The organism is Chryseobacterium sp. MYb328, assembly GCF_037572595.1.
GTDB classification, from domain to species: domain Bacteria; phylum Bacteroidota; class Bacteroidia; order Flavobacteriales; family Weeksellaceae; genus Chryseobacterium; species Chryseobacterium pennae.
In genome coordinates this window covers 36,129-63,053 of the sequence record NZ_JBBGZQ010000004.1, presented here as the reverse complement: position 1 = coordinate 63,053, position 26,925 = coordinate 36,129, and the positions used below count along the sequence as shown (strand labels likewise).

Genomic DNA, 26,925 nt, shown 5'->3' with positions numbered 1-26,925 from the left:
TAGTAGATTTTATTTTTTGTTTTGTTTTTCCTGAAGATCCCCCTTGAAATAACTGCTGAAAATGGTCTGCATATTTGGGAAAGACGGATCCTTCCAGTATTGAGTCTTATAATTACTGTATTCTTTATTGAATCTTACATCATCAATATTATTTTCATTGCTAAAACTGATTTCTGTGGTATAAAAATTTTCATAAGAGATAATCTGGTTGTAGCTGGCTTCACTCTTATGTTTGAGCTTTACAAAAAGAATTTCATTAAACTCCAGCAGGTCTTTCAGTGATTTCTGAGAATCTTTTTCGAAGGAAATATTCTGAATGCCTCTAAAGTCAAAGAACCGGAATCCAAATAATGCTAATTCTTTCTGCTGCAGATATTCTCCGGTAACTTCTATTTCATCTTTAAAGTTTCCTTTCAGCTCCTTGATTTTTGTATCCTTCTTTTTATAGTCATCTATATTTCCGACCTTTTTCATTTTCGGAACATCGAGTGAGTTTCCGTAATCCCAGCTTGCCGTGAGTTTCTTTTCTTGTTTAGGATCTATGAGTCTGTAAATTCGGTACTGCTGAACATTTGTACTTTTTAGCTTTTTGGTTTTATTATCAAAAACATAGGTGATAATTCCGTCTGCATACCCATTAAGTTTATTGTTAACGGTAACGTATGAATTAAAGTTTCCTTTAACCAGGATGTATTTGGCAGGCTTATTATTTTTAATAACAATGGTTTCAATTTCTTTTACCTGGTCGTTGATTTTAATGATGGACTGTTCAAAGTCAGAATAGGAGAGTGTCGCCACAGGGAAACTGTTATACACTAACTGGAATTTTTCCTGATCCGGGTTTAATGACTGTTTGTCGATTTTCCCATCAATATCAGAGTAAGCAAGGATACTTCCATCTTTCCCGAAAACAGAAACTTTAGGAAGCGGCTTGTTGTTTTTTTCTGAAACAAAAGTGATTGTCTGTGCATCCATGAAAACAGAGATGAGACTGAATACAAAGTAAAGCAGGTGAATTCTTTTCATAGGAGTATTTTATTTGATAGTGGTGATCATGTTGCTCAGGTCTCTATTGAAAATTAGAACATAAAAAAAGACTGATCGTTTAAACAATCAGTCTTTTAGAGTTTTATTTTGTTACAAGTCCTTAGAAAGGATACTCATAAATTTCAGATTCGTGTAGGTATGGGTTTCCTGTTGGAATCAACTTCAGTTTAGATAAAGCTGAAAGTACAGTAAACATAAATAATCCTGCTACAAATAAAACAGCTCCTGCTATTAATAGGAATACCTCAGGAGTGTTCCAGTAAGGTCCTACCGTTCCAGGCATTACCATATTGAAATAATCTAAAAGGTGACCTAAAATAACGACAACAGCCATTGTTGTTACTACTTTGTAGTTTCTCTTGATGCTGCTACTTACTAATACCAATAAAGGTAATAAGAAGTTGATGATTAGCATTGGCAAGAATGTAGTACCATAGTGCTGGAATCTTCCGAAGAAGTAGTTAACCTCTTCCGGTACGTTGGCATACCAGTAAAGCATGAACTGAGCGAACCATGTATATGTCCAAAGCATACTTGTAGCGAAAAGGAATACTCCTAGATCGTGTAAGTGGTTGTCATTGAACTGTGGTAAGAAACCATTTTTCTTAAGATAAACACTTAGTAAAATGATAACAGCAATACCACTTGAAAGGCAGCTAACCATTGAATACCAGATATACATTGTAGAATACCAGTGAGGGTCAATAGACATCAACCAGTCCCAAGCCCAAGCAGCAGATGCAAATCCGAAGAATGCAATATATCCTACTGCCCATCTGTAAAGCATTTGATACTCAACTTTAGATTTAGTATCGTCTACTTTTTTAGACTGAGCTTTAAGTTTCCATGCAAAGAATGAAGCACCTATCACATAAATAAGGGTTCTGATTGCATAGAAAGGAATATTTAAGAATCTTTTCTTTTCAAATAAAATCACATCGAAATGTGCAGAGTTTGGATCTGTTAAATCCGGATCCATCCAGTGGAATAGGTGACCTTGGTGGAAAATATTCAATAGCATTATGATTACTAGAATAGCACCTCCGTAAGGAATATAAGAAGCAATAGCCTCCATTACTCTTGTAATGATAATTGGCCATCCTGCATGCGCTGCATGTTGAATACAGTAGAAAAATAATACTGCACAACTTACTCCGAAGAAGAATACAGCTACGAAATGTATGGATGCTAAAGGCGAATTATGAATCTGCATTGTCGCATGCTCTAAATGAGCGTTGTGATCCTGCGGTCCAACCATTTCACTTGAGTGTGTAGGAGCATTATGACCAGAAGCATGAACAGCCTCCATCATGTGTTCTATTTTCTCAGTAGAAATTCCTTTGTTCAAAAAGAAACCAATACCGAAAAGAACTAAACCTACAACAAGAAGTATTATAGAAGTTGATTTTAATTTTGGTGAAAAACTATACATTTCTTTTCTTATTTTTTAGTTTCAGTAGTCGTTTCAGTTGCTGGTGCTGCGGCTGCCGGTGCTGCTGCGCCTTTTTTGAAAGCACTCATCACATACATTGCCACTCTCCATCTATCACCAGGGTTTAGCTGTCCAGCATAAGATCCCATCGCGTTTCTACCGTTTGTTAATACATAATGAACAGATCCTACAGTAATTTCTCTGTCAGCATAGTTTGGTACTCCAGAAAATGCTCCAGTCTGTACAATTGGTCCTTGTCCATCACCTCCTGTTCCGTGACATGCAGCACAAGTATGGTCGAACAATACTTTTCCTCTTTCAATATCCTTAGCAGCATTAGCTGGATTTAGAGGAGAAGCAGTCATTTTTTTAGAAGCATCATACCCTGCATTGTACTCGTCAACATTTTTTGGCTTTAACCCTTCTTCAAAAATACCATCTTTATTTTGCGCTACTGATCCTTCTACTGGAGAAAGACCTGTTGCACCACTATTTTTAACAAAAGCAGGAATTTCATTTTCATGATCTGAATACGCATCCTGAGCTTTCATCAATGGATCATAAGCTACCGGAAAATACATGTCCGGGAAGTATACCAACGGAGTGTTCTCCTTTGGCCCGCAAGAGTTAAGTAAAACTGTTGTTAAACCTAAAACTGCTGTAATTCTTAATACGTTCTTTTTCATTTTAAGCGTCTTTAACAGTTATTTCTTCAACTCCAGTTTCAATTAGCAACTGCTTTACAGATTCTACATCTTCAGTTACGAATTCCATCATGAATTTATCATCAGTAGTTCTTGGATCTGGATTCTGAGCTGGAGCTCCTGGATACATTTTGTTTCTAACTAAGAAAGTTAAAGACATCATGTGAGCAGCACAGAATACCATTAATTCGAACATTGGAACTACGAATGCCGGCATGTTGTGTGCCCAGTCAAATGCTGGTTTACCACCGATATTCTGAGGCCAGTCATGGTTCATCACATACCAAGTTACAGTAGCACCAATAGTAACACCGTAAAGAGCATATAAGAAAGCGGCATCAGAAATTCTAGTTTTCTTTAACCCTAAAGCCTTATCTAGTCCGTGAACCGGAAACGGAGTATATACTTCGTTTATAGCGATTCCTTTATCGTTGAATGCTTTAACGCCGTTCATTAAATCGTCGTCGTCAGCATAAAGTCCGTATACAATTTTAGTGGTGCTCATCTCCTTCTTTTGCTTTATAAGTTTCACCTGAGATTTTCAGAATCGATTTTAATTCAGCCTGTGCAATTACAGGGAATGTTCTTGCGTATAGTAAGAATAATACAGAGAAGAATCCGATTGTTCCTAAGTATACACCCACATCAATGATCGTTGGCTTAAACATAGTCCAAGATCCTGGTAAGTAGTCTCTAGAAAGGTTGATAACGATGATATCAAAACGCTCAAACCACATACCGATGTTAATGATTAATGCAACAATGAATGTCCAGATAATGTTCGTTCTAGCTTTTTTGAACCAGAATGATGCAGGAACAACAAGGTTACAGATAATCAATGACCAGAATGCCCACCAGTAAGGTCCTACTGCTGCACCCGGAGAAAGATATGTGAAATCTTCAAATCGAGATCCTGAGTACCATCCGATGAAATATTCAGTTGCATAAGCTACAGTCACCATACCACCTGTAAGAACGATTACGATGTTCATAATTTCGATATGATACATTGTGATATATTCTTCTAAGTGACAAACTTTTCTAGCGATCAACAATAGTGTCTGTACCATTGCAAATCCTGAGAAGATTGCTCCGGCAACGAAGTAAGGAGGATAGATCGTAGAGTGCCATCCTTTAATTACTGAAGTTGCGAAGTCAAAAGATACGGTAGTGTGTACCGAGAATACAAGTGGAGTTGCCAACCCTGCAAGAACCAAAGAAAGTTCTTCGAATCTTTGCCAGTGTTTTGCTTTACCACCCCAACCGAATGCTAGGAATGTATAAATCTTCTTAGTCCAAGGAGTTTTAGCTCTATCTCTGATCATTGCAAAGTCAGGGATTAATCCCATGAACCAGAATACAGTTGATACTGAGAAATACGTAGAGATCGCAAATACGTCCCAAAGTAGAGGAGAGTTAAAGTTCCCCCAAAGAGAACCGAATTGGTTTGGTAATGGGAATACCCAGTATCCAACCCAAACTCTACCCATGTGAATTACAGGGAAGATTGCTGCCTGTACAACCGCAAAGATCGTCATCGCCTCTGCAGATCTGTTTACAGACATTCTCCATCTCTGTCTAAATAATAATAATACTGCTGAGATTAGGGTTCCGGCGTGACCGATACCTACCCACCATACGAAGTTGGTAATATCCCAACCCCAGTTAATAGTTCTGTTAAGCCCCCATGATCCAATACCTGTCCCGATCGTATAAGCGATACATCCGAATCCATAGATGAATAGAACTAAGGCTGCATATAATGAGATCCACCATAATTTACCTGCTCTTTCTTCGATAGGTCGTGCAATATCTTCTGTGATATCGTGATAAGTTTTGTGACCAATAATTAGAGGTTCCCTTATCGGAGCTTCGTAATGTCCTGACATTTTTTACCTATTTATTATTTAAACTTTATTTTTCTACTCTGTTTCTTACTTTAGTATGATAGAACACATTTGGTTTTGTTCCGATCTCCTCTAGTAAATAATATCTTCTGTTAGAGGCATACACCTTTCTAATTGAAGAATCTTTATCATTCATGTCTCCAAATGTCATTGCACCAGTAGAACAAGCTTTAGAACAAGCTGTCTGGAATTCTCCATCCTTCACTCTTCTTCCCTCTTTCTTAGCCTCAAGAATAGTATTCTGAGTCATTTGGATACACATTGAACATTTCTCCATTACCCCTCTAGTTCTAACAACTACGTCAGGGTTAAGTACCATTCTTCCTAAATCGTTGTTCATGTTGTAATCGAACTTGTCATTTAGGTTATACGTAAACCAGTTGAAACGTCTTACTTTGTACGGACAGTTGTTTGCACAATATCTTGTACCGATACATCTGTTGTAAGCCATATGGTTTTGACCTTGCTTACCGTGTGAAGTAGCCGCTACCGGACATACAGTTTCACATGGAGCGTGGTTACAGTGCTGACACATTACCGGTTGGAAGATTACATCTGGATTATCAGCCGGGTGGTTCAATGCCCCTCCGTCTCCGAATGCAGTACCATACAATTCAGGTACAGCCATTCCTTCTTTTAATCCTTCGTATATTTCTACCTTTTGTCTTGAAGAATAGTAACGGTCAATTCTTAACCAATACATATCTCTAGACATTCTTACTTCTTCTTTACCTACTACAGGAACGTTGTTCTCAGCCTGACAAGCAATGATACATGCTCCACAACCTGTACAAGAGTTCAAGTCAATAGATAAGTTGAAATGAGGACCGTCAGTATCATCAAATGCATCCCAAAGATCGATTTTTCTTGCTGGAAGAGCTCCACTGATGGTGTGGTATTCCAAAGGCTTATTCCATCCTTTGTGCTCGTCATCAAATGGTACGTTGATGAATTCAGCTAAAGGAACTTCTTTAGCGATTTCGTAACGACCCATTAATGTATTTTGAAGCTGGATACCTGCGAATTCGTGATCTTCTCCTGTCTTTTCGATTTTAGCACCAGAAAGAACAAGGTTAGAACCATCGAATAAAGGATAAGCATTTACCCCAGTATCTGCAGTTGCTCCTGAGTCTTTCTTACCATAACCAAGCGCAAGACCTACTGATCCTTCTGCTTGACCTGGTTGTACGAATACAGGAACATCTTTTATTGTTACTCCGTTTACAGTAAGATTAACAATTGAACCATCTAACTGCATTCTCGCGTTAAGATCGTTGTCAATTGCAAATTTCTCTGCGTCTTTTGGAGAAATAGTCAGGTAGTTATCCCAAGACATTCTAGTGATCGGGTCAGGTAACTCTTGTAACCAAGGGTTGTTTGCCTGAGTACCGTCTCCCATTGAAGTCGTAGTGTATAATACTAATTCTAATTCGGAAGCTTTGAAGTTTCCTAGCTCAGCAACAGCTTGTGCAGCGTTTCCACCAGCGTAAGATAATGTTGTTGAGTTTGTAGAAGGGTTGATACCGTTATATAATGCTTTGTTGAAAGAAGTACTACCTAAAAGAGAAGCAGAGCTAGCCTTTAAATAATCGTAGTAGTTGTTTGCAGCATTGTTTTTACCATTTTTCCAAACCAATAAAGATTCTTCAATCTGTCTTGATTTGTAGATCTTCTGGATCGTAGGCTGCATTAATGAATATACTCCTGTCTGTGGTTCGATATCTCCCCAAGACTCTAACCAGTTAGCCACTGGAATCACAGCCTTAGCTGCTTTGTACATTTCATTTTTCTTATCAGCAACCGCAATTACATAAGGAACTTTTGATAAAGACTTCTTGAAGTCTTCTCCTTTTGGATGAGCATAGATAGGATCTACGTTGTTTGTAACTAATACTCCAACTTGTCCACCGTTTACCCATCCTAGGAATTCCTGGTATCTTGCACCGTTGAATTCTTTTAGTAAGTTTGCTTTACCAGTGAAAGCTACTGAACCTAATTTTTGGTTGATTAAGTGTGCTAAAACCTGTGCTCCTTTAGAACCGTCAGCAAAAACAACAGCTTTGCTTCCTTTTGCTTTAAGTTCGTTTGCAATTTCAGTAGCAGTCTTATCAGAAGTACCACCACCTACGATTGCATTATAAACCTCAACTAAAGTTTTGTTTACAGCACTTGGCTTTAATCTGTATCTTGAGTCAGCGTTAGCACCAGTTAATGACATGTTAGATTCCACTTGGATGTGTCTCAACATGGTTGCACTTGGTTTTCTAGCTGCTGCGTAAGAAGACTCTAAACTTGAAGCGTTATAATCTCCTAAGAAATCAGCCTGGAAAGAAACTACCAATTCAGAACCGTTAAGGTCATAAACAGGTAATGCTCTTTGTCCGAATACTTCCTGAGCAGCATCTAATCCTGCAGCATAAGGATAAGCATCGAAAGTTACTAATTCAGCTGTAGGATATTTAGCTTTGAATTCAGCGAATAACTTTTTGAAAGTTGGTGAAGCAAAAGAGTGTGATAAAACCACAATCTTTTTGCCTGACGCTTTAGCTTCTTCCAACCCTTTAATAACGAAACTGTCTACTTTATCGAAAGTTTCATCTTTACCGTCTAGCTTAGGCTGCTTTACTTTATCATTATCATAAAGAGAAAGTACACTTGCCTGAGCTCTAGCGTTAGTTTTACCTAAATCACCACCAGCAGGGTTTGGTTCAATTTTGATAGGTCTACCTTCACGGGTTTTTACTAAAACACTAGCGAAATCGAAACCGTCAAAATATGTTGAAGCGTAATAATTAGGAACCCCTGGAATAATATCGTGTGGTTTTACCACATAAGGGATCGTTTTGATTACCGGAGCTTCGCAGGCAGCTAAAGTTACTGCTGCTGTAGAGAATCCTAGTAATTTAAGGAAATCTCTTCTTGAAGTACTTGATCCGTTTTGTTCAGCATCTCCAAGGAAATCTTCTACCGGAATTTCTTCCTGAAACTCTTTAAGAGCCAGCTTACCATTTAAAGCTGGGTCTTTAAGTTCATGAATACTTCTGAATTGTATTTTGTTTGAAGCCATTTATACTTCTAATTTTTTAGTTATTAATAATGACATTTACCACACTCAAGACCTCCAATTGCATCTACAGTGATCTTACCTCCATCTTGTGGATATTGTTTTTTCAACTTGTCGTGTAGATTTTTGAAGTACTCTTTATTATAACCGTTGTTCATATCAACCTCAGTCGTTCTGTGACATTCAATACACCATCCCATTGTAAAGTCGTTAGCCATTTGAACAACATTCATTGTATCAATTTTACCGTGACAAGCTTTACATACAACGTCAATTTTGTTGTTAGGATTCTTTTTGTTGAAAGAATTGATGATCGCTTGTTCACCAGCAATTACGTGCTGAGAGTGGTTGAAGTAAACGAAATCTGGCATGTTGTGGATTCTTGTCCATTCAACCGGTTGTGTTTTTCCTGTGTATTGTTGTTTAGCAGGATCCCAACCTGTTGCTGCGTAGATCTTCTGGATTTCTCCGTCATAGAATGCCTTGTCTTTTCCTGGCTCCATGTAGTGATCTGCGTTGTATTCAGAAATTGTTCTGTGACAGTTCATACAAACGTTCATAGAAGGAATTTCAGATACTTTTCCGTATTTAGCACTGGAGTGACATAATTGACAGTCAATTTTTTGTTCTCCAGCGTGGATTTTGTGGGAGAAGTAGATTGGTTGTTCAGGCTTGTATCCTTTGTAAACCCCGATCCACATTAACCAGTTCCAAACTCCGTAAGCAGCAAGAATAGCAAGTACAGCTATTATACCTTTTCCTACATAGTGGAACTTCTCGTACATTTCCTTGAACGAACGAACTCTCGTTTCGTTAAGCCCTGTTAATTCTTCAGACTGGCCTAGTTTTACTAATTGTCTTAGTTTAAGCAAGATCCAAACTAATAGACCTGCAATGGCTAATAGGGAAATGATTACAATGTTTGTTGTGCTTTTGTCTGCAGGAGATGCCGCATCAGCACCAGGTGCAGGAGCCGCTTTGTCTTCCTTTGGTGGCTCAACAGGAGGATTAGTAGTGAATGCTAAGATGTCATCAATGTCCTTCTCCGTAAGGTTAGGGAACTGTAACATTTCAGTCTTATTATACTTTTCGAAAATTTCATTGGCGTATTTATCCCCTGAAGCTCTTAAAGCTTTGTTGTCTTTAATCCACTTGTGAAGCCAATCTCTGTCTACACCACCTTCTGTCTTTACTCGTTCTACAACCCCCTTTAGTGGTGGTCCTATTACTTGTTTGTCCAGCGCGTGACATGCAGTACAATTCGCTTTGAAAAGTTTCTCTCCGTTTTTAGGATCGCCGTCTTGCCCGTAAAATGAAGCACTGGTTGATAGCAATAAGCCTATTGCGATCAACGTTTTTTTATAATGCTTTCTCCAACTAATCATTTAAATTATCTTATGTTAGTAAATTATTGAAACATATCAATTCCGCAAAAATAATATTTTTAACAGAAATTTAACGGCATATAGAAAGGGGAAAATATCATTTACGTTTAATTTGTATTGATTCTAAATAACTCGTTTGGTATAGTTTTTTAATTTGTATAAATTTGCGGAAACAAGTTTAAATGAGAAATTTGATCAAAATATTTTCGATATTATCATTGTTTGGTTTTTATAGTATTGAAGCCCAGCAAGTTGTTAAAAAAGATACGCTTTCGGGAACGGAGCTTGTTATCTCCATGGACTCCAAAATAAATGCTGCTTTGGAAGGAGTAGAAGATAAATGTTCAAAGGTTGTTACCAATAATCCTACTAAAGATTATAGTAATAATGACTCTGGTATTTCTTCAGGCATCAGTACAAAACCGCCTAAAATCTATGTACCGAATAGGGAATTGACTAATGCAGAGATTTGTAGAAAAAATCCTAGAATTTTAGGATATAAAATTCAGATCACAACGGTAAAGAGCAATGAAGAAGCTAATGAAGTGAAGTCTTATTTCAGAAAAAGATTTCCTAATCTGAAAGTGGAAACAGATGCTTCTTTAAGACCAAATTATAAAATCTTAGCTGGAAGTTACTTTACTAAGCAAAGTGCGGCTGGGGATCTGTCTAGAATTAGAGAATATTTTAAATCTGCAGTGGCTGTTCAGTATAGAATTTTCTGTGCTGAAGCAAAGTAATACTGAAGATTTTAAAACATATAAGCCGGGAATTTTCCCGGTTTTTTTATTGATAATAAGTTTCTAAAAACCAAAAGAATTCTGATATTCTGAACAGATTGTTTGCAAGTAAATAGACAAAAAGGAAACAGATTATTAGCGTTAAAAAAGCCATCATTTTTGCAGAGGACCTGTAGGCGAACAAGAGCCAGCCAATAAGCAGTGGATATACAAATACAAAGTGACCACCGTAAATATATGAAGTGTGAAGTCCGAATCTCATGATGCAGTGAATGATGATGTCAAAGAGAAATGAAATCATAATGATCTGCACCCATTTGTTTTTAAAATTCTTCAGATAACTCCAACTTATCAATATCAATAATAAGCCGATGAAAATGTAAGGGAAAATTGAGGAATAAAGATCCATATAAAGACCTTTAAAGTTAAAACCTTTCATATTGTGTTTGTCTGAAATAATGAAACTCGGAAAAAGAATATTTCCTCCGAAAAAGAAAGACAGGATCATATCCCAGGTCGGCATGGATTCTACATTGGAAAACTTTTCATATTGCTGATTGGTCTTTGAAAAAATGTTCTGGTATTTAAAATCAATTCTGTTCAGGTAAAGCAATGTGTACATTGTAACGGCTGCCATACCTCGTAAAATGGCTCCTCCTATTTTTTTCCAGCTTTTAAAAAGTCCTTTTTCGAAGAAAACCGGGATGAAAACTTTTACCATGTTGGTAATGGTAAGCCCTCCAATGGTAATGCCTGCCAATGAAAGTGCTGTGGCTGGTATTTTTTCTTCCTTTCTGAGTTTTATTGCTGCATAATAATTGTACAGTGAAAGAAAGAATAGGGTGTAGGTGAAATTTTCCGGAGTAAAGGAAAGAATGATGTTGGTAGAAAATATTCCGAAGAATAATACAATCAAAAGACTATAAGGCAACGGAAGCCTGATGATATTCTTAAGATATTTGAAAATATGAACCACATTTAAAGTGATGATGATATTGCTGAGCCAGGCTAAGGTGAGTCTAAAGGTCATATCCATTTTACCTCCTGAAATGAATAAACAGAATTCTCTAATCCAGTTGAAAAAATAATAGGATAGAGGATGTCTTTCAAAGCTGCCTCCAGTCATCAGGATAGATTTGTTGTCAAAGCTGAAGTAGGCGTCCCAAGGAATTCTGCTATCGAAGATAATTCTGTAATGAATGGCAATATAAGAACCCAGAATTCCGTAACAGATGATAAAGAACAGGAAAACTGTAAGTTCAGTGTAGGAGGAAGGGAAGACCAGCCTCAAAAAGTTAATAAATTTTGTCTTGATAAATGACACGTGCCGTATTTTTTGCAAAAGTAAAATAAAAAACCACCGGAATGGGTGGTTTTGGGAAGATTGTATACACGTTGTGATTATTGTTTGATAATTTTTTCTGTTGTAGAAGTTCCGTCAGCAAATTCTACGTTCATCAGATAGATTCCTTTTGGAAGAGATGAAATATCCGTATTTCCGGATTCTGTTCTGTTGAGTGTTTTTCCTGACATGTCAATTACTGAAGTTGATTTTATTTTTTTATCTGTTTTAATATTGATTTCTCCTTTAGTAGGATTAGGGTAAATGGCTGTGTTTGTTTTTGCTTTTGAAGCCTCACTTGTTCCAAGAGTTCCTGAAGTTGTGATTTTAACATCATCCAGCATAAACATATATTTATTTTCAGCCATATAGTTAAAGCCAACTCTTATGGTTTGTCCCGCATAGTTATCAAGGTTAAGGGTAATAAGTTGCCATGATGGGTAGGATGCACTGAGGGCGGCTGGTCCTGAAATTGTTGTGAAATTACTTCCTGAGGTTGGGCTTCCACTTCCTGTATAAACTCCCACTTTGTATTGTTCAGTATAATCAGGAGAAAGAGCTTTCACCCAAAATGTTAAAGTATTGGAGCTTGTTCCCAGTGTCACTGCCGGGGTAATAAGCCAGTCATTGTTGGCAATAGTTCCTAGCTGTGCAGATGCTGCCCATGCGGCGGCGTACTTCTGTCCGGTATGTGGCGTGAAATCTCTTACTTCTTCATCTGTAGCCGTAGCTGTCGTGTTGTTTGTGGCATTTGTATTGGATGGATTAAATATTTGAAATGCCTTTGGTGAAGATGAATTGGGCCAGCTGGGTGTCCAGTTGGGATCAGTTACACCTGCAACAACCGGGCCTCCACCATAATAAGTGCCTGCCATATCAAGGTCAAGTGTAAGCCAGCTTCCGATTCCTGTAATGGCAAAGTCCGTATAACTTTCAAAGCTCTCATTGAGCAGTACTGTTTGGGAATATGCTGCTGTTCCCAACATTAAACTTAAAGATAGGATAATTTTTTTCATATTAAAGATTTTTCTAAAATTAGTGAAAATATTTAATATGATGTAAATAATTCAATATATACGATATTTTGTGGTATATTCATTAAGAACTACACGAAAGTGTAGAACATCCTGCGGTGTCGTCATATTCAGGTGGCCTTTTGGCGGAAAACTCAGGGAACAATTCTTCATAGGGAGTTTCCAGGGCCTGAGTTAGCTTATTCAGCATTTCAGTTTTACCATGGTTGATTTCCTCAATGCACTCATAGAGCAGATAATTTCTGAGAATGAATTTTGGATTTGATTTTACCATCATTTCTAAAGACTCTTCTCTGGAAATGGTATTTGAATTCAATCTGGACTTGTAACTTTCAATAAAGTTCTTAAGTTTCCCAAGCTTTTCTTCATTTAAAACAGAGTAGGAGATATCACTAAAAGCTGTCTTTAGATCTGTTTCGCCGGATAATTTTTCCAATTGATTAAAAAATAAAGTGTGATCCAGTTCCAATTCCTGCATTAATCCCTGCCAGTTGGTAAAGAACTCTTCATCATCTTTTCTTAGTTCATCAAACCCGAATTTTCTGCAAAGCATTTTGTCATGAGCCTCCCAGAAATAATTGCCATATCTGTTTAAAGTATCTTCTAAAAACTTTTCATCCTTAATCAGCGGATGAAGAGCATTAGCCAATTGCCAAAGGTTCCATTGAGAGATCTGTCCTTGCTTTCCGAAAGCATACCTTCTTCCAGGAAGATCAGTGGTGTTTGGGGTGAAATTTAAATCATATTCATCCATCATTGAATAAGGGCCATAATCGATGGTAAGTCCTAAAATAGACATGTTATCTGTATTCATCACTCCATGTACAAATCCAACCCTGAACCATTCCACCATAAGATCTGCTGTACGGGTGCAAATGCTTTCAAAAAAGGCTTTGTATTTCTGGATGCCTGATGCAGTGATTTCCGGATAATAGTTTTCAATGGTAAAATCCAATAGGTTTTCCAAGTTTTTGTATTCCTGCTGGGCAGACATCAGTTCAAAATGTCCAAAGCGAAGAAAGCTTTCGGCAGTTCTGATTACGACTGCTCCTTTTTCCAACTGTGGATTTCCACTATACATAATGTCCCGAACGACATCTTCTCCGGTGAATGCAAGGCTTAATGCTCTGGTTGTAGGAACTCCCAAGTGAAACATCGCTTCACTCATCAGATATTCCCTTACAGAAGATCTCAGAACGGCTCTTCCATCTGCATGTCGGGAGTAAGGGGTTGCTCCGGCTCCTTTCCATTGGATTTCTGTTCTTTTTCCGGAGTCATTAGTGATTTCTCCTGCAAGAATTGCTCTTCCATCTCCTAGCTGGCCTGCCCAGTTTCCAAACTGATGTCCTGCATAAGCTGTCGCATAGGTCTGAATATTATCCGGCAGATTGTTTCCTACTAGGAAATCCAGGTCCTTTTCATCGAAATTACCCAATCCTATTTCTTCGGATAAAGTTTTATTAAAAGCTATTAACTGAGGTTTGTCAAATCCTGCAGGGGCAATCGTTGAAAATAAAACTTTAGGCGTATTTCTCTGCATAGGATTGTTTGAAAAATCTCCTGGAAATTTTTTGATAAATGGCTGGCTTATGCGTTCGATATTCATCCTTCAAAGGTATTAATTATAAAAGAAAAGACCCTTCAAATTATTGAAAGGTCTTATGTATTTCTAAAAGAGAATTTATTTATTGAAATCTACCTCATCATTAGAGTGAAGGTTTTCATTGATATTTTCTTCTTTCTTTTCTGTAGATTTTTTAGGTGTTGGATCTGCCGGTCTTGGATTTTTGATCTCGTCAATGGTCTGAAGGCTTCCGTCATCTCCATATCCGCCTCCTAATCCTTTAAGGTTTGAACAGCCGTCTTTCCAGTCAGAAGGTTTGATAAACTTATCATCCGGAGTAATTCCCAATGTCTTGTCTGCCCATACTTTCTTCATGAATATTGCCCATATAGGCAATGCCATTTTTGCTCCCTGACCTTCACCCGTTCCGAAGAAGTGGGTTGCTCTGTCTTCCCATCCTACCCAGGCTCCTGTTGCCAGTTTAGGAGTGATTCCCATAAACCAACCATCGGAGTTGTTCTGTGTAGTACCTGTTTTAGCAGCAATTTCAACCGCTTTTGAGATTCCTCTTCTTCCAAGCTCTCCTGATGCAGTACCATATTGTGCAACACCTTTCATCAATTCAATCATGGTGTAGGCATACATAGGGTTCATTACTTCTTTAGGCTCTACATTTACCTCCTTAATAACTCTACCGTTGGCGTCTTCAATTCTCCAGATCATTTCCGGTTTATTGTGGTTACCGTAGTTTGCGAAAGTACTGTATGCACCTAGCATTTCATAGATAGTAATATCTGATGAACCCAGGGCAATGGTATTGTTTCTAGGAATATCTTCTGTTACTCCAAGATCTCTTGCGGTCTGGATAACAGCGTCTACTCCCGTCATTTCTATAAGTCTTGCTGCAATCGGGTTCTGAGAATGTGCCAAGCCATCTTTTAAAGTAAGCATTCCTCCTCTTCCCGGTACATGCCAGCCGTTATGGTCATAAGTTCCGTTAGAAACAGCAGAACAAGGAGTCATTCCCAGTTTCATAATTGCAGTTGCATATACGAAAGGTTTGAATGTAGATCCTACCTGTCTCTTACCTTGTTTGATGTGATCATATTGGAAATGCTGCCAATCGATACCTCCTACCCAGGCTTTGATCTCGCCGGTTCCGGGAACCATAGACATTAAACCTGCCTGTGCAATTTGTTTGTGGTATCTGATAGAGTCCCAAGGTGACATTTCAACCTCTTCTTCTCCAGCCCATGTGAACCTTGAAGTTTTGATCGGTTTTTTGAATTCCATCATAATGGAATCATCTGGCATGCCATCAGCTTTTAACAGCTTATATCGGCCAGTTCTTTTCATGGCCTGAAGCATTACACTACTGATTTGTTTATCAGTAAGATAGTAGAAAGGTCTGTTCTTTCTTCCTCTCTGTTCTGCGTCGAATCTTTTCTGAAGATCCGTTAAATGCTCTTTAATAGATTCCTCAGCATACTTTTGCATTTTAGAATCAAGAGTAACGTAAATTTTTAATCCGTCTTTATAAAGATTAAGCTTTTTACCGGTTTCTTTTTCATGAGACTCAAGATATTTATCAATCTCTTTTCTCAGATAGAACTTGTAGTAAGCAGAATATCCGTCAGTAATACTTTTGATAGGGTGGAAATCTACCTCTATCGGTGTATTGGCTGCTTTTTCATAAGTGGCAGCATCAATATATCCTGTTTTCTGCATTTGGTCCAAAACAACATTCCTTCTTTCCTTTGCTTTTTCAGGATATCTGTAAGGATTGTTTTTTCTTGGGTTCTCAAGCATTGCTACAAAAGTTGCTGCTTCCGGTAGGGTAAGCTCAGAGGTCTTTTTGTTAAAATAGACTCTGGATGCCATTTCAACACCATTTGCATTGAAAAGGAAATCGAACTTATTGAAATAAAGGGTAATGATTTCTTCTTTAGTATATCTTTTTTCAAGACTTACAGCAACCACCCATTCTTTCAACTTCTGGAATGCTCTTTCAAATTTATTCTGAGATGCTGTTCCTGTAAAAAGAAGTTTTGCCAGCTGCTGGGTAATGGTAGAACCACCACCACGTCCACCTCCGTAGGCAACTGCTCTGGCGATAGAATAAAGGTCGATTCCTGAATGTTCTTTAAAACGCTCATCTTCTTTTGCCTGAAGAGCATAGATGAGGAAAGGAGGAAGATCCTTATATACGATAGGCTGAGTTTTTTCTTTCTCAAACTTACCTAGCGTTACCCCATCTGAAGAAATAATCTCAGAAGCTACAAATATGTCCGGGTTTTCCAGTTCTTTTACATCTGGCATTTCTCCAAGGAATCCTTGGGAAACTGCAAAGAAAAGTCCTGAAATTCCTAAAACTACCGCAATGAGTGCAATCCAAATAAAGGAGACCCATTTTTTCCAAGAGGTGTTCTTTTTTTTAGGAGGCAGAGGGAATGTTTTCCCCTTATTTCCTGCATTTTTATTGTTTACTTCCATTTATGGTTACGGTTTAGCCGTTTCTATTTTTATCCCAATATCTTCAATTCCTGGTAAGATATCATTTCTCATAGCTTGAGTAAGCCCAATTTGATATTTTCCTTTTCCTGGGAATTTATAATTTAATTTATACTGAAACAATGTTTCTTTTGTATCACCAAAGCCTGTACCAAGCCACTCTCCGTTTGGTTTTGCCAGAACATAATTAAGGGTGTCTGTCTCTTTTTTCTTGTTCTGAAGATTGGTGAAATTCACAATGAACCTTATATTACTGTAAGGATAATTGTTGTTGTTTCTTACAACAAATATAATATTTTTAGGATTCTGCGGATCTGAAATTTCAAGATTAAATTTTTGCTCACTTTTCTTATTCCACTTATTATCAACGGAATTCATAATAACATCTTCTCCTGAAGAAGAGTTACAGCTTAAGAAAAGAATAAAGGTCAATAATCCTAAAATTTTACGCATTTTTATCTTTTTTTGGAGGATATTTCTTTTTAAATTTTTTCTTGTTCGGATTGCTTTGTTGCGCTTTCTCTGCATCAGGATTTGCTTCAGCTTTTACTTTTTCCACGGGTGCTTTTGGCTGCTGTTGTGGTTTGGGTTGTCTAGGCTGGTTTGCTGAATTAGCATTAGGGTTTTCCGGCTTTTCCGATCGGTTGGGTCTTTCCTGTCTTTCAGGTCTGTTTTTCTTTGGACCTTCTCCCTGAGGTTGCCTTTGTCCTTGTCCCGGGTTATTATTGTTCTGCTTAGTCTGATTGTTTCTGTTTCTATTGTTTCTGTTTTTCTTCTCGAAGCGGTCTACATTATTTTCCTGGATAAGGTCAATGCTTTGGGATGGTGTTTCCGGTTGTTTCAGATCTTCCAGAGGAAGTATTCTTTCTCCTCTTTTGTTCTTTGCAATCAGTTTTTTAACAAGATCAATATCGAAGTCGTACCATGCGATAGAGCTGTCTACATAAGCAAACCACATTTTCTTTTTGAAAACGTCAATTTTGATACAGAATGCTTTTCCTTTTTCTGTGTCCAGTGTAGTAGAAGAAGATGGGAAGTTGCTTAATGCATCTAAATAACTGTCAAGCTCATAGTTAAGGCAGCATTTAAGCTTACCACATTGTCCTGCCAGTTTTTGAGGGTTAATACTTAATTGCTGGTATCTTGCCACATTTGTGTTTACAGATCTGAAATCTGTTAACCATGTAGAGCAGCAAAGTTCGCGTCCACAAGATCCGATTCCACCTACTTTTGCAGCTTCCTGTCTGAACCCGATCTGCTTCATGTCGATCTTCGTTCTGAAAGCACCTGCGTAATCTTTGATTAACTGTCTGAAATCCACACGGGTCTCAGCAGTGTAATAAAATGTGATTTTTGAAGAGTCACCCTGATATTCAACATCAGTTACCTTCATTTCAAGACCTATTCTTTGAGCAATTTTTCTTGCTTCAAGCTTTACGGCTTCTTCTTTTTTTCTTGCTTCCTGCCATACCTCAAGATCTTTTTGGTTGGCCTGTCTGTATATTTTAAGTGCTAATTCTTCAGAAAACTTTTTCTTTTTCATCTGAATCTTTACTAATTCTCCCGTAAGGCTTACTACGCCTACATCGTGTCCCGGACTAGATTCTACTGTAATTACGCTACCTATATGTAAAGGGATATTATTTACATTCTTATAAAACGATTTTCTGTCATTTTTAAACCTAACTTCTACAAAATCACACCTGTTTGGTGCCGGATTGTTGATGTTAGAAAGCCAGTCAAAAACACTTAATTTATAACTATTCCCGCAGGTATTTACATTTTCACAACCACTTGCAGTTTTTTTAGGACCACAAGAATGTGCAGAATCGCCGGATGTTTTGCATCCACAACTCATATTACTATTATTTATAATCTTGCAAATTTATGTATTTTTATCTTTATGCAATTCTAAAATACTCAAATAACCTGAATTCGTGGTAAAACATTTTTGTATTTTAGTAAAGTCCGGAAGTTAAAGGAATAAAGAAGTATGGTTGAGAGGGTTTTTAATAGGTCTTTTTTTTGCTTTTTAAATTTGTAACATGTACAAAAAAAATATGCTTTCAAAATTTTAACATTCTTTGAGATTTCACTCTGTTATGACCTTTTTCAAGGTGATGATTTTCTTTTGTTAAACAATTGTTTAATATTAAACAGTTTTAATAGTGTTATGTAGTCTGATTTGTAATTGTTTGTTAATTATTGCTTTGGGCTTTATTATGTCTAGAATGTTATTTTAAACATAGTTTTCTTTTTATATATTGTTTAAAATGTTAGCAAATATTAACAGACGTATTCAAAATAATTTTATATTTGGGTTATATAATAATAGTCTATGAAAAAAATATTAGTATCAACTGCTTTATTGGCGGGCGTTTTATCTTACGCAGGAGGCTTCAGAGTTTCTTTGCAGGGGGTAAAACAATTGGCAATGGCGCATACTAGTGCTCATGCCGAAGATGCAAGTGTGACATTCTTCAACCCAGCAGGTATGTCATTTATTCCTTCCAAGCTGAGCGTAGTAGCGGGAGGATTTGGTGCAAGTAATAAAGTTACTTTTCAAAACTTAAATACTTTGCAGAGTACGGAAACGGATAACCCACTTGGGACCCCAATCTATGCAGCGATTACTTATAAACCAATAGAAAATCTATCTGTAGGTTTTAGCTTTTCAACACCTTTCGGAAGTACGATTAAATGGCCGGATAATTGGGAAGGTAAGGAAATGGTACAGAAATTAGAACTGAAGAGTTATTATTTCCAACCAATGGTTTCTGTGAAACTGGCTCCTTGGTTGGCTTTCGGAGCAAGTTATATCTATGCAAGAGGGAAAGTAGATTGGGATAAAGCTGTGACACAATTTAATGGGCAAGTAAATATCAATGACAATAAAGCAAGCGGACACGGATATGGTTTCGGTTTCTATTTCAGACCTGATCCAAAATTGGATGTTAGTATTGCATACCGTTCAGCAATTGACATGAAGGCTGATAATGGAACTGCTACATTCAAGTTCCCAACTCAGACCCCTTATTCATTATTAAAATTAAATGCTGCAGGCCAAGATGGTTTCACAGCAACACTTCCGTTGGTTGAAGAGTATACTATCGGTTTAACTTATAAAGTGACTCCAAAATGGCAGGTTTCAGCAGATTTTAATTATCATGGATGGGAAAGATACAGCAAGCTTGTACTGGACTTCGAAAATGCACCTCTTGCGCCTAATAACCCATCAGATCCAACAGTTCTTGTGAATGCTAAGAACTTTAAAAATTCCAAAACATTCAGATTGGGAACTCAATATGCTTTCACTAATATGATTTACGGTCGTCTAGGTGCATATTATGACGAGTCTCCTTATACTAACGAAAACTTTATTCCGGAAACTCCTTCATTTGATACCTATGTGATTACTGGTGGAGTAGGATTTAAGCTAAAACAGTTTGGAATTGACATTGCAGGAGGATATGCGATGCCTCAGTACAGAAATGTGAACAATGCTAATCTTGGATTCTATGGACAGGCTAAGGCAAAAGCGTTCTATTTTGGTCTAGGTTTATCTTATAACCCTTTTTAATTAAAAGACTATGAAAAAAATTATAATATCGACAATAGCAGTTTCTGCACTTCTTTTTACCGTAACAAGCTGTAAGACTGATTTTGATACGGATGTAAAAGATATGCAGCCTTCAAAAGGAAATGCTGATTTCTCAAAATATGTTGCGTTAGGAAATTCACTTACTTCCGGATATAGGGATGGTGCTCTTTATGTAGATGGGCAGAATGAATCTTATCCTTCAATGATGGCTCAGCAAATGAAACTTGTAGGAGGTGGAGACTTCAAGCAGCCTCTAATGGGTGATAATAACGGAGGATTGCTTCTGGCTGTTGCACCTGGTGTTACTCCCCAAATTCAAGATACAAAGCTTTATATAAAAGGTTTTGTTGATGGAGCTCCTGATATAAGTAATATCAACAATAATAAAGCGACAAACTTGGTTAATACAGTTCTTAAAGGACCTTTTAATAATATGGGAGTTCCGGGAGCAAAAGTAGCTCATTTATTAGCTCCTAAATATGGAGATGTTGCAGGAATCATACCTAAGACAGCAAACCCTTATTTTGTAAGATTTGCTTCATCCCCTACTGTATCTGTGATTGATGATTTTGTAAGTCAAAATCCTACATTCTTCTCTTTATGGATAGGAAATAATGATGCTTTATTATATGCTTTGGCAGGTGCAGACAGTTCTGTTGAAACTTTAACGCCTCCAGCTCAGTTTAAAACATATTATGATCTGTTGATTTCTAAAATTGATGCAACAAAAGCGAAAGGAGTTATTGCAAATATTCCAAGTGTAACTTCTATTCCTTCTCTGACAACAATACCAACAAATCCTTTAACTGCTGCAGTGTTAGGAAAAGGAAATGTTGCTGTAGGAGAGGCTACAATTGATGATTTGAATAAAAATGTATATGGCCCGCTAAGTCAGATTTTAGCAGGATTAGGAGCAGGAGACAGAATTAAACCACTTTCTAAATCTGCTGCGAATCCATTGCTGATTAAAGACGAAAGTATTACAAATCTGGGTGCACAGATTACTGTTGCTGCGGCCAATTCAGGAAATCCAACACTAGTAATGCTTGCTCCTTATCTTGGTGCTACTTACGGACAGGCTAGACAGGCAAAATCAGGAGATCTTATTCCTTTAACTACCAAGGCTGCGATCGGTTCAGTGGAAACACTTCCTGCAGGAATTCCGGCGTCTCTTGGTGCTAGAGGGGTTTCTTACCCGTTTGCAGACAAATATGTTCTGATCCCATCTGAAATTAAGGAGATCAATGACGCTATTGATGCTTATAATGTTGTGATTAAAGCAGCAGCTACAGCTAAAGGATATGCTTTTGTAGATGCTAATGCTAAACTTAAGAAGCTGGCAGACGATTCCGGTATTTCTTGGGATGGGGTAAAATATACAGCTAAATTTGTATCCGGAGGTGCATTCTCACTGGATGGAGTACATTTAACAGGTAGAGGATACGGTGTAATTGCTAACGAATTTATCAGTGCTATTAATTCAACTTATAATTCGTCTATACCTCTTGTAAATCCTAATAATTATTCAGGAGTTACATTACCATAATTATTGATTAAATAAAAACTTAGAAACCACAAGAGTAAATCTTGTGGTTTTTTTTTAAATTTGCAAAATCTTTTAAAAAGTAAAAATGGCCGATCAGTTAAGTTATCTATTTTGTACAAGAACCAGCAGGGACTTGGCAGAGAAAATTGCCCAACATTATGGGAAAGAATTAGGGAAAATCAACTTTCAGGAGTTCAGCGATGGTGAATTTGAGCCTGTTTTGGACGAATCCGTAAGAGGAGGAAGAGTTTTCCTAATCGGATCTACATTCCCTCCTGCAGACAATCTTTTAGAACTTCTTCTAATGATTGATGCAGCGAAAAGAGCTTCTGCAAAGAGCATTACCGTTGTAATTCCTTACTTCGGACTTGCCAGACAGGACAGAAAAGACAAACCAAGAGCGCCGATCGGTGCTAAGTTAGTTGCCAACCTTCTTACAGCAGCAGGGGCAACAAGAGTGATGACAATGGATCTTCATGCAGATCAGATTCAGGGGTTCTTCGAAATTCCGGTAGATCACCTGTATGCTTCTTCGATCTTCGTTGATTACATCAAATCTCTACATCTTGACAATCTTACCATTGCTTCTCCGGATATGGGAGGTGCAAAAAGAGCAAAAAACTATGCAGGTCACCTAGGGGCAGAGGTAGTAATTGCTTACAAGGAGAGAAAAAAGGCCAACGTTGTAGAAGAAATGTTCCTTATTGGAGATGTTACAGGTAAGAATGTGATTCTTATTGATGACATGATCGATACAGCGGGTACGCTTTGTAAAGCTGCGGATATCCTGATCGAGAAAGGAGCAAAAACTGTAAGAGCTATGGCGACTCACGGAGTGCTTTCAGGGAAAGCTTACGAGAATATTGAGAACTCAAAAATTCTGGAAGTTATTGTAACTGACTCAATTCCTGTTAAAAATAATTTGTCATCTAAAATAAAAGTGCTATCTTGCGCCCCATTATTTGCGGACGTTATGACAATGGTTCATGAGCACAAATCAATCAGTAGCAAGTTTGTTATTTAATTGATTTTAAATAGTTTGCAGATTAAATTAAGAACAATTTTTTAAATTTTTATAAATGAAATCTATTACAATTCAAGGTACAAAAAGAGAAAGCGTGGGCAAAAAGTCTACAAAAGCTTTACGTGATGCTGAATTAGTTCCTTGTGTTGTTTATGGAGGTGAAGCACCTTTAAACTTCTCTGCTGAAGAGAAAGCTTTCAAAGGGTTAGTATACACTCCTGAAGCACACACGGTATCTATTGAAGTTGACGGAAAAACAATTCCAGCAGTTCTTCAGGATATTCAGTTCCACCCAATTACTGACAAAATTCTTCACATTGACTTTTATCAATTGTCTGAAGACAAGCCAGTTGTTATGGAGGTTCCGGTAAGAATTACAGGACGTTCTAAAGGTGTTGTTTCTGGTGGTGTTTTACGTCAGTCTTTCAGAAAACTAAAAGTAAAAGCTATCCCTGCTAACCTACCTGACGAAATCGTTGTTGATGTTACTCCATTAAAAATTGGTAACAAACTTTATGTAGGTAGTATCAAAACAGAAGGATATTCTTTCGTGCACCCAGACAATGCAGTAGTAGTTGCTGTTAAGATGTCTAGAAATGCAATGAAAGGTGGTGCTGCTGCAATGGATGAAGATGATGAAGAAGAAGCAGAAGAAGTTGCAACTCAATCTCCTGATGTTCCAACAACAGAAGAAAAATCTGCAGAATAAGTATTGCTTATTTAATGATATAAGACCTGTCAAATTTTGGCAGGTTTTTTTGTGCTTTTCAATCTATATCAGTTTTATTCATGTGATATCATTGAATATTTCTATTAACTGACAAGTATCAGCTTGTGACCGGATGCTTCCTTTCGAAAAAAAAGCCGTAAATTTGAAGAGTTCTAAATAAGGACATCTTAATTTAAAAAATAAATAAATGTTTGACATTCAGGAAATAAGAAGCCAGTTTTCTATATTGGACAGAGAAGTGAATGGTAAGCCGTTGGTTTATCTGGATAATGCAGCTACATCTCAAAAGCCAAATTCGGTTTTGGAAGTCTGTCACGCATATTATACGGAACTTAATGCAAATGTTCACAGAGGAATTCATACATTAAGCCAATTGGCAACAGAAGAAATGGAACTTTCCAGAAGAAAGATTCAGAGATTCATTAATGCTGAACATGACTTTGAAGTAATTTTTACGAAAGGAACAACAGAAGGGCTGAACCTTATCTCTTATATTCTAACGCAAAAATTACAAAAAGACGATGAGATTATCATTTCTTATCTGGAGCATCATTCCAATATTGTTCCATGGCAATTGCTTTGTGAAAGAACAGGAGCAAAACTTCGAGTAATTCCTATTGATGAAAATGGTATTCTTCAGTTAGATTATTTTGATAAATTTTTAAGTGAAAAAACAAAAGTAGTTTCTGTAAATCAGGTTTCTAATGCATTGGGAATTGTAAATCCTATTGAGGAAATCATCGCGAGAACAAGAAAAAATACGGATGCCTATATCGTTATTGACGGGGCTCAGTCTGCGCCTCATTTCAATATTGATGTTCAGAAATTAGATTGTGATTTCTTTGTATTCTCAGGACATAAAATGTATGCTCCGATGGGAACAGGTATTTTATACGGAAAACGTGAAATATTAGAAGCTTTGCCACCATTCCACGGAGGAGGAGAGATGATTGCAACATGTTCTTTTGATAAAACAACTTATGCAGGACTTCCATTTAAATATGAAGCAGGAACGCCAAATGTAGGTGGAAATATTGCTTTGGGAGCAGCGGTTGATTTTATGAACAGAGTAGGGCATGAGAATATTCAGAACCATGAAAATGCTTTATTGGAATACGCTCAAAGACATCTTTTGGAAATTGAAGGATTGAAAGTATATGGCGAGAAAGCGAAGAGAACAGGTGTTGTTTCCTTCAATCTTGAAGGAGTCGGGATTTCTTCTGATGTAGGAATGATCCTGGATAAAATGGGTATTGCTGTAAGAACGGGACACCATTGTACACAACCTATCATGGAGTTCTTTAATATTGCTGGAACGGTAAGAGCAAGTTTTGCGGTTTATAATACCTTTGAGGAAATTGATCTTCTGGTAGAAGGAGTGAAAAAAGCACAACGAATGTTGAGTTAGTACTATTTAAAACCAAACATATAAAAGAAGCCCTGTCAGTAATGATAGGGCTTCTTTTATTATCGTAAATCTTCGGTGTGAAGATTGATTTTATGTTTATAAAGTTGGTTTCCAGTCAACCACCGCTCTGATGAATGCTTCAGCATTTTCAACAGGAACATTAGGGAGAATTCCGTGCCCTAAGTTGGCGATATATCTGTCCTTTCCGAAACGGTTGATCATTTCATTTACCATTTTCTTGATGGTTTCAGGAGTTGAATGCAATCTGGCAGGATCAAAGTTTCCTTGCAGCGTCATCGTGTGGTTTGTCAATGTTCTTGCGAATTCCGGCTTAATGGTCCAGTCAACACCAAGAGCGGAAGCTTTAGACATAGTCATATCTTCCAATGCAAACCAGCATCCTTTTCCGAATACTACCACATGGGTAAGTGGGCTTAATGCTTCAACGATCTGATTGATGTACTGCCATGAGAATTCCTGATAGTCAGTTGGAGAAAGCATTCCGCCCCATGAATCAAAAACCTGTACAGCAGAAACTCCTTTTTCTACCTTTCTCTTAAGGTAGGCAATAGTAGTATCAGTAATCTTCTGAAGTAATAAATGAGCTGCTTCAGGTTGTTGGAAACAGAAAGATTTAGCAATATCAAAAGCTTTACTTCCTTTTCCTTCTACGCAGTAGCAAAGAATTGTCCATGGAGATCCGGCAAAGCCGATCAATGGAATGTCGTTATCTAATTTCTGTAGAGTAAGTTCAATAGCATCAAAAACGTAACCTAAAGTATCATTCACGTCCGGAGTCACAATATTCTGAACCTGTTCCATTGTTCTGATCGGAGTATCCAACCAGGGACCAACGGATTCTTTCATTTTGAAATCGATTCCCATAGCCTGTGGTACTACCAAAATATCAGAAAACAGGATCGCCGCATCTAAAGGAAATCTGCGGATAGGCTGCATCGTAATCTCTGCAGCAAGTTCAGGCGTTTGACATCTTGTAAAGAAATCGTATTTGTCTCTTAAGGCAATGAATTCCGGCAGATATCTTCCAGCCTGCCTCATCATCCAGACAGGAGGTCTTTCTACGGTTTCTCCGCGAAGTGCTTTTAAATATAGGTCGTTTTTTATCATAATCTATTTAAACTAATATCACCGTCTAAATCCGGTAACAGATATTCTAAAGTTTGCTCACGATTTCCCGTCTTATCAGCTCGAATATAGAATTCAGCGTGTTTTCTTCGGACGTGAAAATATTCTCGTGAGTATAATTTCTCAATTCCCCGGATGTAGTTTCTCCAATCGAAAACAGCTTCATCTCTTTCAGGGAATTTTGCTTTGCAAAACTACGAACTCCGCTTGGACTAAAAAATACTGCAGCATGATATTTTTCAGGAATTAAAGGATTGGTTTCCTCTGTATTGTAGATCGTAATTTTTTTATACTTAATGTTTTGCAGAGGAAGATCTTTGTCCAGTACATTAATAGCAAGATTACCACAGAAATGGAGAAATTGCTCATGCTGGCAGTTCCCGATGATAAATCTGGAAAGAGTTTCAGCATTTTTTAAGACTTTAAAAGTTCCAAATCCGTGCTTTCTTAATGCTTTTTTTGTCTTTTCACCAACACAGTAGATCTTGTTATAGTTTTTAGCCGTGAAATTTTCATTAGGCTTAAACCTGTTTTTGAAAAATGAAGCTACACCATTCACGCTGGTAAAAATCAGGGAATAGTTTTTCAGATCAAAGGGGCTGATCAGAATAGGCTTGGTCTTAATCACCTCAACACAGTCAACCGAGATATCCTCTCCTAATTCTTTGGATATAATGGATTGGTCTATATTTTTGGTAAATAAGATTTTCATGTCTGTTGGATTAGAAGATGAAAAATAC

General features: G+C 37.4%; 21 protein-coding genes. 6 read left to right on the top strand and 15 right to left on the bottom strand.

Annotated features, from left to right (window positions below):
* Nucleotides 1-9: 9 nt before the first annotated feature.
* From WH267_RS05905 to WH267_RS05875, 7 genes are all read right to left on the bottom strand, one after another.
* Nucleotides 10-1,026 carry a hypothetical protein gene (locus WH267_RS05905; protein ID WP_340006480.1) on the bottom strand — a complete coding sequence of 339 codons (1,017 nt, stop codon included), beginning with the start codon at nucleotides 1,024-1,026 and terminating at the stop codon, nucleotides 10-12.
* 121 nt (nucleotides 1,027-1,147) lie between these two features.
* A complete protein-coding gene (locus WH267_RS05900; protein ID WP_115968335.1) occupies nucleotides 1,148-2,479 on the bottom strand; it encodes a quinol:cytochrome C oxidoreductase in 1,332 nt (443 codons plus the stop codon).
* A gap of 8 nt (nucleotides 2,480-2,487) precedes the next feature.
* Entirely contained in the window at nucleotides 2,488-3,165 is a 678-nt protein-coding gene (locus tag WH267_RS05895; RefSeq protein WP_123320374.1) for a c-type cytochrome, read from the bottom strand.
* Nucleotide 3,166: 1 nt separating this feature from the next.
* The gene (locus tag WH267_RS05890; protein ID WP_047376185.1) at nucleotides 3,167-3,688 is read right to left on the bottom strand and encodes a DUF3341 domain-containing protein; all 522 of its coding nucleotides are present in this window, start codon (nucleotides 3,686-3,688) and stop codon (nucleotides 3,167-3,169) included.
* Nucleotides 3,675-5,072 carry an NrfD/PsrC family molybdoenzyme membrane anchor subunit gene (nrfD, locus tag WH267_RS05885; protein ID WP_089735129.1) on the bottom strand — a complete coding sequence of 466 codons (1,398 nt, stop codon included), beginning with the start codon at nucleotides 5,070-5,072 and terminating at the stop codon, nucleotides 3,675-3,677. Before nrfD ends, WH267_RS05890 begins: the two co-directional genes overlap by 14 nt.
* Before the next feature lie 25 nt (nucleotides 5,073-5,097).
* Entirely contained in the window at nucleotides 5,098-8,157 is a 3,060-nt protein-coding gene (locus tag WH267_RS05880; protein ID WP_340006476.1) for a TAT-variant-translocated molybdopterin oxidoreductase, read from the bottom strand.
* A gap of 23 nt (nucleotides 8,158-8,180) precedes the next feature.
* Nucleotides 8,181-9,539 carry a c-type cytochrome gene (locus WH267_RS05875; protein WP_340006474.1) on the bottom strand — a complete coding sequence of 453 codons (1,359 nt, stop codon included), beginning with the start codon at nucleotides 9,537-9,539 and terminating at the stop codon, nucleotides 8,181-8,183.
* 182 nt (nucleotides 9,540-9,721) lie between these two features.
* Between WH267_RS05875 and WH267_RS05870 the strand changes: the two genes are divergently transcribed.
* Nucleotides 9,722-10,279 carry an SPOR domain-containing protein gene (locus tag WH267_RS05870; RefSeq protein ID WP_115968327.1) on the top strand — a complete coding sequence of 186 codons (558 nt, stop codon included), beginning with the start codon at nucleotides 9,722-9,724 and terminating at the stop codon, nucleotides 10,277-10,279.
* Between the two features lie 46 nt (nucleotides 10,280-10,325).
* Here the strand turns inward: WH267_RS05870 and WH267_RS05865 are convergent, their stop codons facing one another.
* The 6 genes from WH267_RS05865 to WH267_RS05840 form a co-directional block, all read right to left on the bottom strand.
* Nucleotides 10,326-11,603, bottom strand: a complete 1,278-nt coding sequence (locus WH267_RS05865) for a DUF6080 domain-containing protein (RefSeq protein WP_340006472.1) — start codon at nucleotides 11,601-11,603, stop codon at nucleotides 10,326-10,328.
* Nucleotides 11,604-11,680: 77 nt separating this feature from the next.
* On the bottom strand, nucleotides 11,681-12,637 hold the full coding sequence (locus WH267_RS05860) for a T9SS-dependent choice-of-anchor J family protein (protein WP_340006471.1): 957 nt from the start codon (nucleotides 12,635-12,637) through the stop codon (nucleotides 11,681-11,683).
* An 82-nt stretch (nucleotides 12,638-12,719) separates the two neighbouring features.
* On the bottom strand, nucleotides 12,720-14,261 hold the full coding sequence (locus tag WH267_RS05855; RefSeq protein ID WP_340006469.1) for a protein adenylyltransferase SelO: 1,542 nt from the start codon (nucleotides 14,259-14,261) through the stop codon (nucleotides 12,720-12,722).
* A 75-nt stretch (nucleotides 14,262-14,336) separates the two neighbouring features.
* Nucleotides 14,337-16,712, bottom strand: a complete 2,376-nt coding sequence (locus tag WH267_RS05850; protein WP_115968321.1) for a transglycosylase domain-containing protein — start codon at nucleotides 16,710-16,712, stop codon at nucleotides 14,337-14,339.
* Between the two features lie 6 nt (nucleotides 16,713-16,718).
* Nucleotides 16,719-17,183 (bottom strand): gliding motility lipoprotein GldH, encoded by a 465-nt coding sequence (locus tag WH267_RS05845; RefSeq protein WP_115968319.1) that lies wholly within the window; start codon nucleotides 17,181-17,183, stop codon nucleotides 16,719-16,721.
* On the bottom strand, nucleotides 17,176-18,588 hold the full coding sequence (locus WH267_RS05840) for a PSP1 domain-containing protein (RefSeq protein WP_340006465.1): 1,413 nt from the start codon (nucleotides 18,586-18,588) through the stop codon (nucleotides 17,176-17,178). Before WH267_RS05840 ends, WH267_RS05845 begins: the two co-directional genes overlap by 8 nt.
* Before the next feature lie 480 nt (nucleotides 18,589-19,068).
* Between WH267_RS05840 and WH267_RS05835 the strand changes: the two genes are divergently transcribed.
* The 5 genes from WH267_RS05835 (at nucleotide 19,069) to WH267_RS05815 (ending at nucleotide 25,039) form a co-directional block, all read left to right on the top strand.
* Nucleotides 19,069-20,310: an OmpP1/FadL family transporter gene (locus WH267_RS05835; RefSeq protein ID WP_340006463.1), complete on the top strand. Its 1,242-nt coding sequence runs from the start codon at nucleotides 19,069-19,071 to the stop codon at nucleotides 20,308-20,310.
* 10 nt (nucleotides 20,311-20,320) lie between these two features.
* Nucleotides 20,321-21,877: a G-D-S-L family lipolytic protein gene (locus WH267_RS05830; RefSeq protein WP_340006462.1), complete on the top strand. Its 1,557-nt coding sequence runs from the start codon at nucleotides 20,321-20,323 to the stop codon at nucleotides 21,875-21,877.
* An 85-nt stretch (nucleotides 21,878-21,962) separates the two neighbouring features.
* Nucleotides 21,963-22,901 (top strand): ribose-phosphate pyrophosphokinase, encoded by a 939-nt coding sequence (locus WH267_RS05825; protein WP_115968312.1) that lies wholly within the window; start codon nucleotides 21,963-21,965, stop codon nucleotides 22,899-22,901.
* A 55-nt stretch (nucleotides 22,902-22,956) separates the two neighbouring features.
* Nucleotides 22,957-23,610 carry a 50S ribosomal protein L25/general stress protein Ctc gene (locus tag WH267_RS05820; protein ID WP_340006459.1) on the top strand — a complete coding sequence of 218 codons (654 nt, stop codon included), beginning with the start codon at nucleotides 22,957-22,959 and terminating at the stop codon, nucleotides 23,608-23,610.
* Nucleotides 23,611-23,818: 208 nt separating this feature from the next.
* Entirely contained in the window at nucleotides 23,819-25,039 is a 1,221-nt protein-coding gene (locus tag WH267_RS05815; protein ID WP_340006457.1) for an aminotransferase class V-fold PLP-dependent enzyme, read from the top strand.
* Nucleotides 25,040-25,135: 96 nt separating this feature from the next.
* Here the strand turns inward: WH267_RS05815 and hemE are convergent, their stop codons facing one another.
* Nucleotides 25,136-26,167, bottom strand: coding sequence for a uroporphyrinogen decarboxylase (gene hemE, locus WH267_RS05810; protein ID WP_115968307.1), 1,032 nt, complete (start codon nucleotides 26,165-26,167; stop codon nucleotides 25,136-25,138).
* Nucleotides 26,168-26,213: 46 nt separating this feature from the next.
* Nucleotides 26,214-26,897 carry a uroporphyrinogen-III synthase gene (locus WH267_RS05805; RefSeq protein ID WP_340006455.1) on the bottom strand — a complete coding sequence of 228 codons (684 nt, stop codon included), beginning with the start codon at nucleotides 26,895-26,897 and terminating at the stop codon, nucleotides 26,214-26,216.
* Nucleotides 26,898-26,925: the final 28 nt, after the last annotated feature.